Annotated in this window: 17 protein-coding genes and 3 tRNA genes; 5 read left to right on the top strand and 15 right to left on the bottom strand. The window is 52.3% G+C overall.

All coding sequences use genetic code 11. The annotated features are described in order from the left end of the window. Nucleotides 1-128: 128 nt before the first annotated feature. From ACXKZG_RS12840 to ACXKZG_RS12815, 6 genes are all read right to left on the bottom strand, one after another. On the bottom strand, nucleotides 129-365 hold the full coding sequence (locus ACXKZG_RS12840; RefSeq protein WP_013201929.1) for a major outer membrane lipoprotein: 237 nt from the start codon (nucleotides 363-365) through the stop codon (nucleotides 129-131). Between the two features lie 304 nt (nucleotides 366-669). Next, on the bottom strand, nucleotides 670-2,082 hold the full coding sequence (gene pykF / locus ACXKZG_RS12835; RefSeq protein WP_013201930.1) for a pyruvate kinase PykF: 1,413 nt from the start codon (nucleotides 2,080-2,082) through the stop codon (nucleotides 670-672). A gap of 380 nt (nucleotides 2,083-2,462) precedes the next feature. Beyond that, a tRNA-Val gene (locus ACXKZG_RS12830) sits at nucleotides 2,463-2,539 on the bottom strand. Nucleotides 2,540-2,547: 8 nt separating this feature from the next. Next, nucleotides 2,548-2,624, bottom strand: a tRNA-Val gene (locus ACXKZG_RS12825). 4 nt (nucleotides 2,625-2,628) lie between these two features. Continuing rightward, nucleotides 2,629-2,705, bottom strand: a tRNA-Val gene (locus ACXKZG_RS12820). 150 nt (nucleotides 2,706-2,855) lie between these two features. Beyond that, entirely contained in the window at nucleotides 2,856-4,229 is a 1,374-nt protein-coding gene (locus ACXKZG_RS12815; protein WP_151037610.1) for an MATE family efflux transporter, read from the bottom strand. 230 nt (nucleotides 4,230-4,459) lie between these two features. Between ACXKZG_RS12815 and ACXKZG_RS12810 the strand changes: the two genes are divergently transcribed. Beyond that, on the top strand, nucleotides 4,460-5,110 hold the full coding sequence (locus ACXKZG_RS12810) for a riboflavin synthase subunit alpha (protein ID WP_151038723.1): 651 nt from the start codon (nucleotides 4,460-4,462) through the stop codon (nucleotides 5,108-5,110). A gap of 60 nt (nucleotides 5,111-5,170) precedes the next feature. Here the strand turns inward: ACXKZG_RS12810 and cfa are convergent, their stop codons facing one another. Together cfa and punC are read right to left on the bottom strand one after the other, a co-directional pair. Continuing rightward, nucleotides 5,171-6,319, bottom strand: a complete 1,149-nt coding sequence (gene cfa, locus ACXKZG_RS12805; RefSeq protein ID WP_013201933.1) for a cyclopropane fatty acyl phospholipid synthase — start codon at nucleotides 6,317-6,319, stop codon at nucleotides 5,171-5,173. 301 nt (nucleotides 6,320-6,620) lie between these two features. Then, the gene (punC, locus tag ACXKZG_RS12800) at nucleotides 6,621-7,811 is read right to left on the bottom strand and encodes a purine nucleoside transporter PunC (RefSeq protein WP_013201934.1); all 1,191 of its coding nucleotides are present in this window, start codon (nucleotides 7,809-7,811) and stop codon (nucleotides 6,621-6,623) included. Nucleotides 7,812-7,924: 113 nt separating this feature from the next. On the opposite strand from punC, the gene punR reads away from it, so the two are divergent. Further along, nucleotides 7,925-8,836, top strand: a complete 912-nt coding sequence (gene punR, locus ACXKZG_RS12795) for a DNA-binding transcriptional activator PunR (protein ID WP_013201935.1) — start codon at nucleotides 7,925-7,927, stop codon at nucleotides 8,834-8,836. A gap of 48 nt (nucleotides 8,837-8,884) precedes the next feature. Here the strand turns inward: punR and purR are convergent, their stop codons facing one another. After that, nucleotides 8,885-9,910: an HTH-type transcriptional repressor PurR gene (purR, locus tag ACXKZG_RS12790; protein ID WP_013201936.1), complete on the bottom strand. Its 1,026-nt coding sequence runs from the start codon at nucleotides 9,908-9,910 to the stop codon at nucleotides 8,885-8,887. A gap of 284 nt (nucleotides 9,911-10,194) precedes the next feature. Here purR and cydH point away from each other — a divergent pair, with 284 nt between their 5' ends. Beyond that, entirely contained in the window at nucleotides 10,195-10,284 is a 90-nt protein-coding gene (gene cydH / locus ACXKZG_RS12785; RefSeq protein WP_041691995.1) for a cytochrome bd-I oxidase subunit CydH, read from the top strand. A gap of 43 nt (nucleotides 10,285-10,327) precedes the next feature. On the opposite strand, the gene ACXKZG_RS12780 is transcribed toward cydH, so the two are convergent. Beyond that, nucleotides 10,328-11,167, bottom strand: coding sequence for a C40 family peptidase (locus ACXKZG_RS12780; RefSeq protein WP_053143553.1), 840 nt, complete (start codon nucleotides 11,165-11,167; stop codon nucleotides 10,328-10,330). 372 nt (nucleotides 11,168-11,539) lie between these two features. Here ACXKZG_RS12780 and ACXKZG_RS12775 point away from each other — a divergent pair, with 372 nt between their 5' ends. After that, complete coding sequence (locus tag ACXKZG_RS12775) at nucleotides 11,540-11,878, top strand: Grx4 family monothiol glutaredoxin (RefSeq protein ID WP_013201938.1); 339 nt, start codon at nucleotides 11,540-11,542, stop codon at nucleotides 11,876-11,878. 53 nt (nucleotides 11,879-11,931) lie between these two features. Here ACXKZG_RS12775 and ACXKZG_RS12770 read toward each other — a convergent pair whose 3' ends face one another. The 5 genes from ACXKZG_RS12770 to ACXKZG_RS12750 form a co-directional block, all read right to left on the bottom strand. Continuing rightward, a complete protein-coding gene (locus ACXKZG_RS12770) occupies nucleotides 11,932-12,777 on the bottom strand; it encodes an NAD(P)-dependent oxidoreductase (protein ID WP_488874958.1) in 846 nt (281 codons plus the stop codon). 48 nt (nucleotides 12,778-12,825) lie between these two features. Next, nucleotides 12,826-13,473, bottom strand: a complete 648-nt coding sequence (rnt, locus tag ACXKZG_RS12765) for a ribonuclease T (RefSeq protein ID WP_013201940.1) — start codon at nucleotides 13,471-13,473, stop codon at nucleotides 12,826-12,828. Between the two features lie 105 nt (nucleotides 13,474-13,578). Further along, nucleotides 13,579-13,986 carry a lactoylglutathione lyase gene (gene gloA / locus ACXKZG_RS12760; protein WP_013201941.1) on the bottom strand — a complete coding sequence of 136 codons (408 nt, stop codon included), beginning with the start codon at nucleotides 13,984-13,986 and terminating at the stop codon, nucleotides 13,579-13,581. Between the two features lie 171 nt (nucleotides 13,987-14,157). Then, nucleotides 14,158-15,261, bottom strand: a complete 1,104-nt coding sequence (locus ACXKZG_RS12755) for an alkene reductase (protein WP_134824010.1) — start codon at nucleotides 15,259-15,261, stop codon at nucleotides 14,158-14,160. Nucleotides 15,262-15,305: 44 nt separating this feature from the next. Further along, complete coding sequence (locus ACXKZG_RS12750; RefSeq protein ID WP_134824011.1) at nucleotides 15,306-15,899, bottom strand: TetR/AcrR family transcriptional regulator; 594 nt, start codon at nucleotides 15,897-15,899, stop codon at nucleotides 15,306-15,308. 175 nt (nucleotides 15,900-16,074) lie between these two features. Between ACXKZG_RS12750 and ACXKZG_RS12745 the strand changes: the two genes are divergently transcribed. Then, a complete protein-coding gene (locus ACXKZG_RS12745) occupies nucleotides 16,075-16,314 on the top strand; it encodes a DUF1289 domain-containing protein (RefSeq protein ID WP_041691996.1) in 240 nt (79 codons plus the stop codon). Nucleotides 16,315-16,336: the final 22 nt, after the last annotated feature.

Here is a 16,336-nt window from a genome sequence, read left to right as displayed (position 1 = left end):
GCGTTTAGCATACCCTTGTCGGTTATAGCAGTATATCAGGAAGGGAAGTGAAGAAGAGGTCAGCAGGGAAGCTGAAAAAAAGCCAAAAAAAATGGCGCACAATGTGCGCCATTTTCAAACCAGAACTCTTACTTACGGTAAGAGTGAGCCTGGTTGTCCAGACGCTGGTTAGCGCGAGCTGCGTCGTCTTTAGCAGCCTGAACGTCAGAACGCATTGCGTTCACGTCGTTGCTCAGCTGGTCAACTTTAGCGTTCAGAGTCTGCACGTCGGTAGACAGCTGATCGATTTTAGCGTTGCTTGAACAGCCAGCCAGCAAAGTTGAACCCAGGATTACCGCGCCCAGTACCAGTTTAGTACGATTCATTATTTATACCCTCTAGATTGAGTTAATCTCCATGTAGCGTTACAAGTATTACACAAAGTATTTTCTAATGAGAATAAATTTTTGATGAGAACGTGCTTAAATTTGATCGTTCGCTCAAAGATGCACCGTCTTTCCAGTTTTATGCAAAAAAATTAGCTAAAACAGGCTACTTTAATCGGACACATCTTAAGATTTTTCTATTCGAACGGTTAATTTCAAATGGAAGTTTTATGAAAGGCCTTAACACAAGTTGTAAAAAAAGCGCCTCTCGGGGCGCTTTTTATCTACAAGGCGTAATCTTCTATTACAGCACGTGCACAGAGGCAGTATTGGTAGTTCCGCTTGGTACTAACGCACCAGAAACCATGACTACCACATCACCCTTCACACCGTAGCCGCTAGCCAGCGCGGCTTCTTTACCTAAACGGTAGAAATCGTCAGTAGAGGCGATCTCTTTCACCACAGAAGTGATGATACCTTTGCTCAACAGCAGCTGACGAGACGTCTGCTCGTTAGTGGTCAACGCAAGGATAGTGGCGTTCGGGAAGTACTTACGCACTGACTTGGCTGATTTACCGCCTTCGGTCGCAACCACGATGATTGGCGCTTCCAGGTTCTGGGCAGTTTCAACGGCGCCACGGCATACCGCTTCGGTAATGCGCATTTTGCGGTTGTCATGCTGAGAGTCGATACGGCTCTTCATCACGCGGTCAGTACGCTCGCAGATAGTGGCCATGATGGTCACTGATTCCAGCGGGTACTTACCCTTAGCACTTTCACCAGACAGCATGACGGCGTCAGTCCCGTCCAGGATGGCGTTTGCCACGTCGCCAGCTTCCGCACGGGTAGGGCGTGGGTTTTTGATCATTGAATCCAGCATCTGCGTCGCGGTGATCACCACTTTGCGGGCGCGGTTACATTTCTTGATCATCATCTTCTGCGCAAAGATCACTTCTTCAACCGGGATTTCAACGCCCAAATCACCACGAGCAACCATGATGCCGTCAGACGCTTCGAGGATCTCGTCGAAGTTATTCAGGCCTTCCTGGTTTTCGATTTTAGAGATGATCTGAATGTGCTCGCCGCCGTGCGCCTTCAGGTGCTCACGAATTTCCAGCACGTCTGAACGCTTACGGATAAAGGACGCGGCCACGAAGTCCACGCCTTGCTCGCAACCAAAGATCAGGTCACGTTTGTCTTTTTCAGCCAGTGCAGGTAGCTGGATAGAAACGCCCGGCAGGTTAACGCCTTTGTTTTCGCCCAGGTCACCGTTGTTCAGCACTTTACAGACCACGGTGTTTTCGGTGACTTCAGTCACTTCCATACCGATCAGACCGTCATCAACCAGCACGGTGTTACCGATTTTCAGATCGGCGGTAAAGCCTGCATAAGTCACTGCGACGCGAGAATCATTACCAATCACTGACTGGTCAGTGGTGAAGGTAAAGGTCTGGCCGGCTTTCAACGAGGCATCGTTGCCGCCTTCCAGTTTCATGGTGCGGATTTCAGGGCCTTTGGTATCCAAAAGGATAGCCGCCTGATGTCCGGTCTTACTCATCACGGCACGCAGATTTGAGATACGTTTACCGTGTTCTTCGTAATCGCCGTGGGAGAAGTTAAGGCGCATTACGTTCATGCCTGCATCAAGCAGGTTGGTCAACATTTCTTCGGATTCGGTTTTTGGACCGATAGTACAAACGATCTTAGTCTTTTTCATGACGAGTTATCTATTAAGTTGTGATGGATGAGAAAAGCGAGATCCCGGGAGCTGGAAAGCGCCGGCTAAGAATTCGTGCCTGAAAGGCGAACTGCGATACAAAATAAGAATAGGTGACTGTGGTAAAGCGTGCAGGGGAAGTTGAGACGCGGTTTCAGCGCGCGCGCAAGAGTGCGTTGCGCAACATGCTATCGTTTTTGCTATAGGGTCAACCATACGCTGAAACCATTCAAGTGAAACAACGTTGCACATTATAGTAGTTAAGTTGGCGAAAACCAATAAAAAAGCAGCAGGGAGTGTGGCAAAGGTTGCGATAGATCAGCTTGTTGCGCAAAAAAGGAGACGGGTGTTTTTAGGATTTAACGCAGAGTAAGGCGAGATGGTGCGTTCTAGAGGACTCGAACCTCCGACCCCTACCATGTCAAGGTAGTGCTCTAACCAACTGAGCTAAGAACGCGAAACGAATGGTGCGTCCGAGTGGACTCGAACCACCGACCCCTACCATGTCAAGGTAGTGCTCTAACCAACTGAGCTACGGACGCACTGTGGTGCGTTCTAGAGGACTCGAACCTCCGACCCCCACCATGTCAAGGTGGTGCTCTAACCAACTGAGCTAAGAACGCACTGATTGCTGTCTTGGTAACAGCGGGGACGAATATTAACGACAGCCTCAACGACTGGCAAGCGGAAATCTGCTTTTTTCTTCGCGACTGCTGCGCAACTGTGCGAAGCGCAGCAATTTTGAACATCATCGGCAGAAAATCGCCGAAAAATTAATGTGCTGCGCGCGCCAGAATCACCGCTGCCGGTTGTTGTTGCAGACGTCTCATCCGCCACACCATCATCACTGCCGCAGAGGTCAGGCCGATAATAAAACCGATCCAGAAACCGGCTGGCCCCATGCCTGGCACTACCCAGTCGGTCATCGCCAGAACATATCCGCACGGTAGGCCGAGTATCCAGTAGGCAATGAAGGTGATGAAGAAGATCGACCGGGTGTCCTTATAGCCGCGCAAAATACCGCTACCGATCACCTGGATAGAATCAGAGAACTGATAAATCGCCGCCAGCAGCATCAGATGAGCGGCAAGGGTGATCACCTCTGGGTTATCGGTATAAAGAAGGGCGATATGTTCACGGAAGGTGATGGTGAAAAGCGCGGTGATCAAGGCCAGCGACACGCCAACCGCCTGCGCGGTCCAGGCGGAAACCCGGGCTGCTTCCGTCGAGCCCTGACCCAGGCGGAATCCAACCCGGATGGTGGTCGCCACACCCAGCGAAAGCGGCAGCACGAACATCAACGAACTGAAGTTCAGTGCGATCTGATGGCCCGCCACTTTGACGATGCCCATGGGTGAAACCAGCAGGGCAACCACGGCAAACAGCGTCACTTCGAAGAACAGCGCCAGTGCCACCGGCAGGCCGAGCTTGAACAGGCGCCAGAGAACCGCATGATCGGGACGGGTGAAGCGATCGGTCAGGCGGATATCACGCATCGATCGTGCGCGGCTGACCCAGTACTTCATGGCGATAAACATCACCCAGTAGACCGAAGCCGTTGCCACGCCACAGCCTACGCCGCCGAGCGCCGGCATGCCGAAATGACCATAAATGAAGATATAGTTAACCGGGATATTCACCAGCAGACCAATAAAGCCCATCACCATGCCCGGTTTGGTTTTAGACAACCCTTCGCACTGATTGCGCATGACCTGGAAGAACAGATAGCCCGGCGCACCCCATAGCAGCGCATGCAGATAGCCGACAGCAATCTCGGCCATTTTCGGGTCGATATTCTTCATCGAACGGATAACAAATCCGGCGTTATACAGCACCACCATGATCACGATGGAGACTACGCCAGCCAGCCAGTAAGCCTGGCGAACCTGATAAGCCACGCGATCGCGTCGGCCAGAGCCGTTAAATTGCGCAACGACAGGCGTAAGTGACAATAACAGACCATGGCCGAAGAGAATGGTAGGCAACCAAATAGACGTGCCCACGGCGACGGCGGCCATATCCGTGGCGCTCACTGCGCCGGCCATAATGGTATCAACAAAACCCATAGCGGTTTGCGCAACTTGCGCAAGGATCACCGGGATTGCCAGCGCTAATAATTGACGCGCCTCTGTCAGGTACTTCTGCACTTATACACCTATTGAATTAGCTGGAGGAAGGGGCTCTGCGAAGGCAAAAAACGTTATTTTGGCGAATTATCAGCAGGGCAGGCCGCACAGTGTAATGATCGCAGAGGAAATAGCCAATGATTCGCGTTAAGAATAGCTCTTCATGTCACGCTAAATCATCCGGTTGCATTTGGTTTTCTCACTTAGCCAGGGCAAACTAGCGTAAGAATTCAATTATTGAGGCCATGACTATGTTTACCGGTATTGTGCAGGGCACCGCAGAGGTGCTGGCAATTGAAGAGAAACCTAATTTCCGCACGCATATCGTCCGCTTACCGACTGAATTGTTGCCGGGTCTGGAATTGGGCGCATCTGTTTCTCACAATGGCTGCTGCCTGACGGTAACTGAAGTGCAGGGCGATCGCGTCAGTTTTGATTTGGTTAAAGAGACACTGCGTATTACTAATCTTGGCGACCTTAACGTCGGCGATACGATTAACGTTGAACGTGCGGCAAAATTCAGCGATGAAATTGGCGGTCATTTGATGTCCGGGCACATTATGACCACCGCAGAAATCAGCAAAATAATTACTTCTGAGAATAATCGCGAAATCTGGTTTAAGCCGCAGGACGCTCAGCAGATGAAATATATCCTTCATAAAGGCTTTATTGGCATTGATGGGATCAGTCTGACGGTGGGTGAAGTGACTAAAACTAAATTCTGTGTCCACCTTATTCCTGAAACGCTGGCGAGAACCACGCTGGGCGCGAAACGTCTGGGCGATCGGGTAAATATTGAAATCGATCCTCATACCCAGGCGATTGTCGAAACCGTTGAACGGGTACTGGCTCAACGTGAAGCGGCTCTGCTTGCTGCGGCAGCCTCAGAACTTGATGAGTAGCCCATAAAATAAAAAAGGCTGACAATTCATCCTGTCAGCCTTTTTTTTATCTGGGTGATCTTAATGCGGGACGCGTAAACCGCCCTCAACCCCATGGGTAAAGACCACCTGCCACAGTTGAATATCGCGGGCGCGGAAAGCGCCGGCACAGGCATTCAGGTAATAGACGAACATCCGTTTAAAACGCTCACCGTATTTTTCTGCCAGCTGGGGCCAGGCCGCGAGGAACCGCTCGTGCCATGCCATCAGAGTGGTGTCATAGTCCTGACCAAAGTTGTGCCAGTCTTCCATAACGAAATGCGGCTCGTGCGCTTCAGAGATGTGGCGTACTGAAGGCAGACAGCCATTAGGGAAAATGTACTTATTGATCCAGGGATCAACATGTTCATTGGTCTTATTGGCACCGATGGTGTGAAGCAGGAAAATACCGTCAGGTTTCAGATTGCGGTTTACCACGTCAAAATAGGTGGCGTAGTTTTTAGGTCCAACATGTTCAAACATGCCTACGGAAGATATGCGGTCAAACTGCTGGTTTAAATCGCGGTAATCTTGCAACAGAATAGTGACATCCAGCCCTTCACATCGCTCTTGAGCCATTTTCTGCTGTTCAGCAGAGATAGTGACGCCAAATACGCTGACACCGTAATTTCTGGCGGCATATTCAGCCAGTCCGCCCCAACCACAGCCAATATCCAGCAGTGACATGCCTGGTGCTAATTGCAGTTTATCGCAGATCATTTTTAATTTAGCATTCTGTGCTTCTTCCAGCGTTTGCGCTTCTTTCCAGTAGCCACAGGAATATTGCATATGATCATCAAGCATCAGTGAGAACAGATCGTTACCCAGATCGTAATGCTCTTTACCGACAATCCAGGCGCGTTTTCGTGATTGCAGATTGGTTAATCTGGCGGCAGCTATTCTGAGCGTATCTTTAAAGTGGTGGGGGAGTTGTTGATCGAGTTTGGCGACCAGAACGCGATGGAAAAACATATCCAGATTTTCGCATTCCCACCAGCCATCCATATAACTTTCGCCCAATCCCAGTGAGCCCTCTTGCATCACGCGCTTGAAGAACTCCGGATTTTTAATCTGGATATCCCAGGGGCGTGTGCCGTTGACCTCAATATCTGCATTGCGTAGCATTTCCTGGACGATTCGATACCAATGATCCTCGACCAGGCTCACTTCTTCTATACACGATGAACTCATAGCTTCTCCATCACCCTGTGTGATTGAAACCTGAGAAATAGAATAGACAATTTCTACAGGATTTGAGAACACGCACGGATAAACCGTACGCCTGATATCCGGCGTTACAGAGGATTGTTAAGAATAGTGCCTGCAGAGTTGCGCAACGAATGCCGCGCGGGATAACACCTTGACCACCCTGTCAGGACTCAAAAAATTGCGACGAACTTGTTATTTTGTGTTGCCTGAAATGAGTATATGCTCACGCCAGGCAATATTCAATTGTTTATTGTTAGGGTGCTAACCAATTGGAATCAAGCTGTTAGCGACCGCTGTGCGCGTCCGCCAGAGCGAGCTTTTCCGCCTTCGCCCGTTGTAAAATATAGCCGATTCCTGCCAGAACAACAGTCGAGATCATCACCAGCGAGGTGGTGAACAGCGAAGTGCTGATAAATGTGGAAACAATCAGACTGGCGATGCAACACAAACCCAGTTGCAGCGTGTTCTGCAGGGCAGCGGCTTTACCACTCGATTGCGGGAAGGGTAAGAGGGCATTCGACACGACAATCGGATAAATCGCACCGTTTGCTAACGCCATACCGCAGAACGGCAGCAATAACGCCACCATAGACGGATCTTCAATCTGCGCGGCGATAAAAAAAGCCACAATGCTGAGTGAATAGATTGCCAGTAACCAGGGCAGCAGGGAGCGGCCTTCAGTGTGTTTCAGCAACGTTCGGCAGCCAAAGCCGCCAATCAAAAAGGCCAGCGTCTGAGGCACGTAGCTCAGCCCAATGTCACCGGGAGACATGCCAAGATCGCCGAGAATGAAGGGCGAACCGGTCAGCCAGGCGAAGAAGCTGGCTGAACAGGCGGCATAAATCAGCACGTTACCACTGTAAACCGGCGATTTTAACAGGCTGAAAAAGCCCATTTTCTTCACGCCATCCACCACCGGCTTCTTCACCGTTGGGGCGAGGAACAAGGTGGAAATCAGCAGCACCACTGCGACCAGCAACAGCGCGACAAAAATGGCGCGCCAGCTGAAATGGTTGAGTAACCAGGCGCCCAGTAACGGCGCGAGCGCAGGCGAGAGTGCCACTAACGGCATGATGGAGGCGAATACGCGATTTGCCTGGCTGGCGGAATAGCGGTCGACAACCAGTGCCTGCCAGCTGACGGCAGCGGCACAAATCCCCACCGCTTGCACAAAGCGCAACGCCAGCAGGGCAGCAGCAGAATCTACCCACCACATCGCGCCACAACTGACGGCGAACAGACTCAGACCCATCAACAGCACAGGCTTACGGCCAATACGATCCGACAACGGACCCCAAAACAGCTGGGCGATGGCAAAACCCGCCAGGAACAGGCTGAGGCTGGCGCTGATGATCCCGGCATCGGTTTGCAGGTCTTGTTGCATGGCACCAAAGGCAGGCAGGTACATATCGGTAGCGAGGAAACCTGCCACGCTTAACAGCGCCAGGTAAACAATAAATCCTTTCGAAGGCATTCTTTTGCTCTTTATTTGTGATGAACGAAACGCCGCAGAGTGTAATCGCGTGCCATACAGCTTGTGAAACGGTAATATTTGCAGGTTGCGTTCAAAAATATTGCAGGCAGATTATGTGGTCAGAACATTCCCTTGAAGTGGTTGATGCAGTTGCCCGCAGCGGCAGTTTTACCGCTGCCGCCGCAGAGCTCCATCGCGTACCCTCAGCCATCAGTTATACCGTGCGGCAGCTGGAAGAATGGCTTGCCGTGCCGTTGTTTGAGCGTCGCCACCGTGATGTGGTGCTGACCGATGCGGGACGAGTATTTATCCAGGAGGGCCGCAGTGTCATCAAAAAAATGCTCGCCACCCGACGGCAGTGCCAGCAGGTCGCTAACGGCTGGCGAGGGCAAATTAATATCGCCGTCGATCGCATCGTTAAATCTCAGCGAACCCGACAGCTGGTAGTCGACTTTTATCGGCACTTTCCGGATATGGAACTGCATCTGTCAGCAGAAGTTTTTAACGGCGTCTGGGATGCGTTGGCCGACGGGCGGGTGGATGTGGCCATCGGCGCGACACAGGCTATCCCGGTAGGTGGCCGCTTCGCCTTCCGCAATATGGGCGCGCTCAACTGGCGCTGTGTGGTTGCCGCGGATCATCCGCTGGCACGTCAGCACGCAGAAACCAGTGAAGAGGCCATTGGCGAATGGCCTTCACTGGTGCTGGAAGATACCTCAAGAGCCTTGCCGAAACGCACCACATGGACGCTGGATAATCAGCGGCGGCTGGTGGTGCCAGACTGGGAAAGCGCATTTGACTGCCTGCTGGCGGGCTTATGCGTGGGGATGGTACCGGGCCATCTGGCGCAACCGCTGCTGCAAAAAGGCGCTTTGCATGAATTGACGCTGGAAGGCGGATTTCCGGACAGTCCGTGCTGCGTGAGCTGGTCTGAGCAGCAGGCTTCACCGGCGCTGAGCTGGTTGCTGGATTATCTGGGTGACAGTGACACGCTGAACAGTGAATGGCTGAAGGAAGAGCCCTGAGCCAATTGGGTGTGCTGAGGGAGAATTCGCCCTCAGCACTGAGCGGGACTAGCGGCGGTAATCCAGGAAGGGACCATCGGCAACCGAACGGCGTTCGATCAACGTAGGATGTACTTCAATCGTCTGCGGTTCTTCACGCTTGCTGGTGATACGATCTAACAGCATATCGAAGGCGGTTTCGCCCAGCTGTTCCTTTGGCTGGTGAACCGTGGTCAGCGCCGGAGTGAAGTAGCGGGCGTTGCGCACGTTATCGTACCCGATCACCGATATATCCTGCGGAACGCGCAGACCCATCTCATCAGCCGCACAAATTGCGCCCATCGCCATCACATCGCCACCGCAGAACACCGCCGTTGGACGCTGCTTCTGCGAGAGGATTTGCTGCATCGCCTGGTGACCTGATTCTGGTTCGAAATTGCCCTGAACCAGCCACTCGTCACGCAGGGTAATGCCCGCTTCAGACAATGCTTTCATAAATCCGGCGAGACGGCCACCGCCGGTGTTGCGCTCCATCTGACCCGGGATGACACCAATATCTCGATGCCCACGGTCGATAAGATAACGGCCAGCCAGATAACCGCCTTCAAAGGCGTTGTCTTCTACCGTATCGGTAAAGTCACCGCGCGATTTGCCCCAGTCCATCACCACCATCGGAATATTGCGGTTATCTTCCAGCATGGTGATCAGCTCGTCAGGGTATTCGGAACACATCACCAGCAGGCCATCCACGCGTTTCTGCGCCATCATCGACAGATAGGCCTGCTGCTTGGCAAGGTCATTGTGGGCGTTACCAAGGATCAGCGTGTAGCCTTTGGCAAAACAGCGGTTTTCAATGGCTTCAATAATTTCGGCGAAATAGGGCGCCTCGCTCGAGGTAGCCAGCAGTCCGATTGTTTTGGTGTGATTCACCTTCAGACTACGGGCAACCGCGCTGGGTGAATAGTGGAGCGCCTTAATGGCGGCCCACACGGCTTCCCGCGTTTCTTCTGCAACGAAACGGGTTTTATTGATGACGTGGGAGACGGTAGTGGTGGACACCCCGGCTTGCTTTGCCACATCTTTAATTGTTGCCATGAAATAACTACTCCTGCGCTTATCTTAACTATTTGATAAGCCTGTTGTTAATCGTTTGCTTGGTGAGATCGAAAACCTGACGTCTGAAGTCGTTTTTTAGTTGCTGTCCGGAGTCGTCAGGAAGGAAAAAGCGCTGATTAAAGACCGCTAAACACCTTAAGGTGCGGGCCGTTGCGCAACAAAAAAAGAATTCTAACAAGGCTTGGCAGAGAAAACGAGATTTTTACCGTCAAGTATGGGAAAATTGATGGCATCATAAACTGTAGGGCTATTTAGGATTAAAAATGGATACCGATCTGAAGTTCTCGTTACTGACCACGGTTTGCGCACTGTTGATGATTATGGCGTTTAGCTTCACCGCGATTATGCATTAAGTGCAAACAGGGCCGGTCTGACGATCGGCTCTGAGTATTTCCGCTATCGAATGGTTTTCGGCGTCATCATCCGGCGGGCACCAATATAGTGGCGCTGCCAGTAATCATCTGCCAGAGCGCTGACCTGAATATCCTTGCCAGTACGTGGCGACTGAATAAACTTCCCACCACCTAAATACACGCCAACATGATCCGCCGTCTCGCGCCCGTTAATGCGGAAGAAGACTAAATCGCCTTTCTCCAGCTCATCACGTTTTATCGAAGCCGCATCATGCAGGTGATACATCTCATTCGCCGTGCGCGGGATTTTAAACTTCACTAAATCTTTGTAGGCATACCACACCAGGCCGCTGCAATCGAAGCCGGTTTTAGGCGACGTTCCGCCCCATTGGTAAGGTTTACCTAGCTGGCCCATCAGTTTGGTCATCGCGGTTTCACGGGCCTTTTGATAGCGGGCGCGGTGAGCTTTGCTTAACTTTAATGGCGCAGAAACAGAATCTGACGTCAGCTCTTCAGCAGTATCGACAACCTTGCCACGATGGCGGCCATAGCGTTTTTTTCCGGCGTTTAAGGTGGTTTTCTTTTTGTATTTGCTGGAGTGCAACGGGGCAGTCTGAACAGAGGCGGTTTGCAGCGAAGGTTTCTTTTTAAGCTTCAACTTCTGTACTGAGGTTAAGCGAGATTTTTTGCTGGTGGATTCTTTAACTTTTTTGGTGCTGTTGGCTTTAACCGGTCGGCGTTTACGTCGCTCATCCTCTCGGGCAGGCGTGCCGCTATCTGCCTTATGATGATTTGCATTAATAGGGGCATGTGGCGATGCGTGCGCCATATTGAAAAACAGCTGGGCAAAGGCCAGCATGAAGAGCGTGATAAGTAAACGCATCGTTACCATTAACAGTTTGTGCTACGACCAGAGGCCACAGCTTGCCAGAAACAGGGAGTTCTGCCTTTCAGCAGCGTCATTTTGCAATTCTAATCTAACTCATTAACAAAAGGTAAGGTCTTTTTTGTTTCAATGATACAGAGCAAGTAAAAACTGTAAAAATTAGCCAAATCAGCTGTTTATCTGCGCAAAACCTGTGCTTTTCTCATGCATTAATCCAGCGAAAGCAATAGGAAAATGTTATTTTAACGCTATCGCCTGCACGCTGGCGGCTCTGAGGGCGTGCCCAACTGTTAAAAAATGTCGTTTTCATCGGGCCCGCAGAGTCGCTACAATAAATAGACACGAAGTATCCGATTAAGGAAGCCATTTATGAGTACTATTGAAAAAATTGAGCGCCAGATAGCAGAAAACCCGATTCTGCTGTACATGAAAGGCTCACCAAAACTGCCAAGCTGTGGCTTCTCTGCCCAGGCCGTTCAGGCACTTTCAGCCTGTGGCGAGCGTTTTGCCTACGTCGATATTCTGCTGAACCCAGAAATTCGTGCTGAGCTGCCTAAATACGCCAACTGGCCAACCTTCCCACAACTGTGGATTGACGGTGAACTGGTCGGCGGTTGCGACATCATTATTCAGATGTACCAGCAGGGTGAACTGCAGCAGCTGATTAAAGATACCGCGCAAAAATACCCTTCTGACGCCGCGGAATAAGCCCGTCAGAAGCAGAAAAGGCAGGCGTGATGAGCGCCTGCCTTTTTTTATGCTTATTTTTGCTGCTGCAGAAAAGCGTTAAGCAGATCGGTGAAATCTCCGCCTTGTTGCTGATCCTCAGCCATCTGACGGCAGAAGGTGGCAAGGGCGTGAAAAAGCGGCTCGCCGGGCAATTCGCGGCCATTTAACGTCGCAATCTCTTCCATTTCTGGCGCCCAGCGCCAGGCCTTGCTGTACATATCCGGAATAGCCTTGCGCAAACGCGCCAGCAGTGCCGGCTGGCTCGCCTCCATTTCCTCAAGCAGTGCTCCGGCAGCGTCCCCCCGACTGGCGTTAATCAGCATCAGCGCAGACAGCAAGGTGATGCCTTTATTGATCCCGGCGTAGGACATTTTTAACGCCGACGCCGCGCCAGTCTGCGCCTGCATGATTTTGACCCGCAATCCGAACCTCTCCAGTTCCGCCAGAGAGTCAGCCCGATCGCCCGCAAACCAAAATTGCGGACTTTCATCTTCAGGGGACGCCGGCGGCAGACCGATAATCGCGCCATCGACAAACCCCGCGCCGGTAGGCGCAATCGTTGCGGCAACCCGTTTCAGGGTATCTTCACCGATGGCATTGCAGTCGACATAAAGGGGTTTGGTCTGGGCAGCACTCAGCAGAGGAGCCAGAAACTCCGCCAGCGTCACCGCTGAGGCGGGAGGGACGATAGAGAGGATGACATCGGCGCGCATCAATTCTTCCGCACTGACCGGCGTCATCCCAGCCTGTTTAGCGCGTTCAGCTGTTGCCTGGGAACGACCTTCGATTAAGGTCAGCACTTCAAGATGATGGTGGGTGAGCAGCCCGGCAATGGCAGATCCCATGGCACCGGGCGCAACGACAGCAATTGTTTTCATTCAGCATCTCCACATTAGGTCAGCAGAGTATGGCTGAAAGTTAGCAGGCTAGCTTTCTTCTGCGATCGGCAGCGGCCAGCCACCGAGGCGTTTCCAGCGGTTTACCAGTTCACAGAACAGGTCGGCAGTCTGCACGGTATCGTACAGCGCGGAGTGTGCCTGGCTGCTGTCAAAGGCCATTCCCGCAGCGGCGCAGGCTTTGGCCAACACGGTTTGACCCAGCACCAGTCCGCTCAGTGCCGCCGTATCAAAGGTCACGAAGGGGTGGAACGGGTTGCGCTTTAACCCTGCACGGTCAGCAGCGGCATTGGTGAAATTAAGGTCGAAGGTGGCATTGTGGGCCACCATAATGGCGCGATTGCAGCCGTGATCCTTAATCCCTTTGCGCACCAGTTTAAAAATGGCATGCAGGGCATCATATTCACTCACCGCACCGCGCAGCGGATTCGACGGATCGATACCGTTAAAAGCCAATGCTTCGGGTTGCAGAATGGAACCTTCAAACGGCTCAACGTGGAAATGGAGCGTTTCGTCCTTCTCCAGCCAGCCATTCTCATCCATTTTCAGGGTGACGGCGGCTATTTCCAGTAATGCGTTGGTCTTCGCATCAAAACCGGCGGTTTCCACATCAATTACTACCGGATAAAAACCGCGAAAACGGCTGCTGAGGGCGTTCAGTTCGTTCGATTCAGACATCAGGATCTCATTGGCGAAAAAATGCAGCGCGCATTATGGCAAATTTCACCACGAGATGCAGCAGGGGAAGGGGGAAGAAGGGTGCCATTATGGCACCCCGGAACATTAATCACCCAGGCCGTGGCCAGCGTGCTTGTTCTCAATCAGTTCAATTTTGTAGCCGTCCGGATCTTCTACAAAGGCGATGATGGTGGTGCCGCCTTTAACCGGGCCAGCTTCACGGGTTACGTTACCGCCATCATTGCGAATGCGATCGCAGGTCGCTGCAACATCATCAACGCCCAGCGCGACGTGGCCGTAAGCGTCGCCCAGGTTGTAGCTGTCTACGCCCCAGTTGTAAGTCAGTTCGATAACAGCGCCTTCGCTCTCATCGGTGTAACCCACAAACGCCAGAGTGTATTTATATTCGGTGTTTTCACTGGTACGCAGCAGGCGCATACCCAGCACTTTGGTATAAAAATCAACGGAACGCTGCAGATCGCCAACGCGAAGCATGGTGTGAAGTAAGCGCATAACATCCTCTTGGTGTAAAACGTCATCATCCGATAACGGGGAAAAAATAAGTATAGCGACGATTTGCCCGCAGGGTAATCAGAAGGCTCTGTCTGCCGGGAAATTCATCAACTTGCGGTGATAAAAGAAAAGGCCGCGCTCAGCGCAGCCTGTTTATCACGTAATCGGGTATCAGCCCGCGAGGGTTGGGTAGTCGGTATAACCTTCCGCGCCGCCGCCGTAGAACAGCTCAGGGCGAGGATCGTTCAGCGGGGCATTTTCACGCAGACGCTCAACCAGATCCGGGTTAGCGATGTACACGCGGCCAAAGGCAGCGGCATCAATCAATCCTTTTTCGATCAGATCTTCGGCTTTATCTGCCGTGTAGGCACCTGCACCAACAATTACGCCGGGATACACCGCGCGAATCGCTTTCCGGAAGGCTTCGCTGTACGGCTTGCCACCGGCCCAGTCGGGCTCGGAGATATGCAGATAGGCCAGGTTACGTTTAGCCAGTTCAGCGATGTAATACAGCGCTGCAGCTTCCTGATCTTCACCGTTGTCCAGGCCGTTGAATGGGCCCAGCGGAGAAATACGGATACCAATACGATCCGCGCTCCAACCTGCGATCGCGGCATCAACCACTTCCAGCGCAAAGCGGGTGCGGTTTTCAACGCTGCCGCCATAGATATCGTTACGCTGGTTGGAGGCCGGGGACAGGAACTGGTGGATTAAGTAACCGTGCGCAGAGTGCAGTTCAACCAGATCGAAATCCGCTTCACGGGCATTCTCCACCGCCTTGCGGAAATCAGCGACGACGCCCGCAATTTCATCCAGCTCAAGAGCACGCGGTGTGGACGTCGCTTCACGGATAGCCTGACCTTGCTCATCACGCAACGAGGTGCGGGTTTCTGCATTGATAGCCGAAGAGGAGATCGGCGCTTTGCCTTCTGGCTGCACGCTGGTATGCGAAATACGGCCGGTGTGCCACAGCTGTACTGCGCTGTGACCGCCATCCTGGTGGATCCCGGCGTTAATCGCTTTCCAGGCAGCAATCTGTTCGGAAGAGTGCAGACCAGGCGCACCGGCATAGCCTTTGGCCTGGGCAGAAATTTGGGTTGCTTCAGAGATGATCAGTCCGGAACTGGCGCGTTGGCGATAGTATTCGCCCATTAACGGCGTTGGGACATCACCCGGTTCAATGCTACGCAGGCGAGTCAGTGGCGCCATAAATACGCGGTTCGGAACGGTGATCGCACCCAATTTTAACGGGGTAAACAGCTTCTTCAATTCCATTACTTACTCCTGGTAGACCGGTCGACTAGTCATGGTGTTTTTTTTTAATGTGGTTCTGGCAGCATCCGCGTCATCTCCTGCCACGCATTCACCAGCGGCGAACTGTCACGGGAGATTTTACTTTGCAGACTGGCACCCAGCCACAGCATATAAAGATTCTGTGCGCAGGCTTCAGAGGCGTTCACTGGCAGCAGTGTACCTTGTTGCACTGCACGTTCAACTGCCTGCGTTAGCGTGGCAATCAGCGCCTTTGAACCAGCATTCAGCGCGATGCGCATGGATTCTGACAGATCGCACACTTCGGCTGACAGCTTTACTGATAAGCAACCTGCGAAGGCACTTTCCTGACAGAAAGTATTCAACGATTGCTGATAATAGTCGAGGATGCGTTGGCGTTGATTGCCCTGATGATCATCCAGAAACGCCTGAAGACGTTGATGATAAACGGCAAAATAACGTTCAAGCATCGCTACTCCAAACGCCTCTTTTGAGGGGAAGTAGTGATAAAACGATCCTTTTGGCACTTCCGCCACTTTCAACAGCTCGATCAATCCCATGCCATTGAAGCCGCGCTGAACGCACAACTGTTCTCCGGTAAGCAGGATATGTTCTCGGGTGTCGGATCGAATCGTTTTCATGGCGTACAGAGTAACAGACCGATCGGTCTGTTACAAATCGGCCGGGTTCCGCCCGGCACAAACTGCTCATCTCAGCACCAGGGTGTGTGGGTAGTGGATAAAAAAACGGCGCTCAGACTTGCAGACAACCGATAACCGATCTTCAATAGAGGCATTGCATCCATCAGGAGGGGCAGTGGCAGAACAACTTGAGTTTTTCCCGGTGCCAAGTCCCTGTCGGGGGATTTGCCAGTCAGACCAGCGCGGATATTGTCGCGGTTGCCTGCGCAGTCGTGACGAGCGATTCAACTGGATGAAGTTTACCGATGCGCAAAAGCGGGAGGTTATTCGCCTCTGCCGCCAGCGTTTCCTGCGCCTGCAACGGGCCGGGAAAGTGGATCTGCCGGAAGAACCCGAGCAGCCGACGCTGTTTTAGGTCGGGACTCACCAAGCCGATG

The organism is Erwinia sp. 2186 (genome assembly GCF_057812255.1).
Note: the sequence above shows the minus strand (reverse complement) of the source record. Positions and strands in the feature narration are given on the sequence as shown.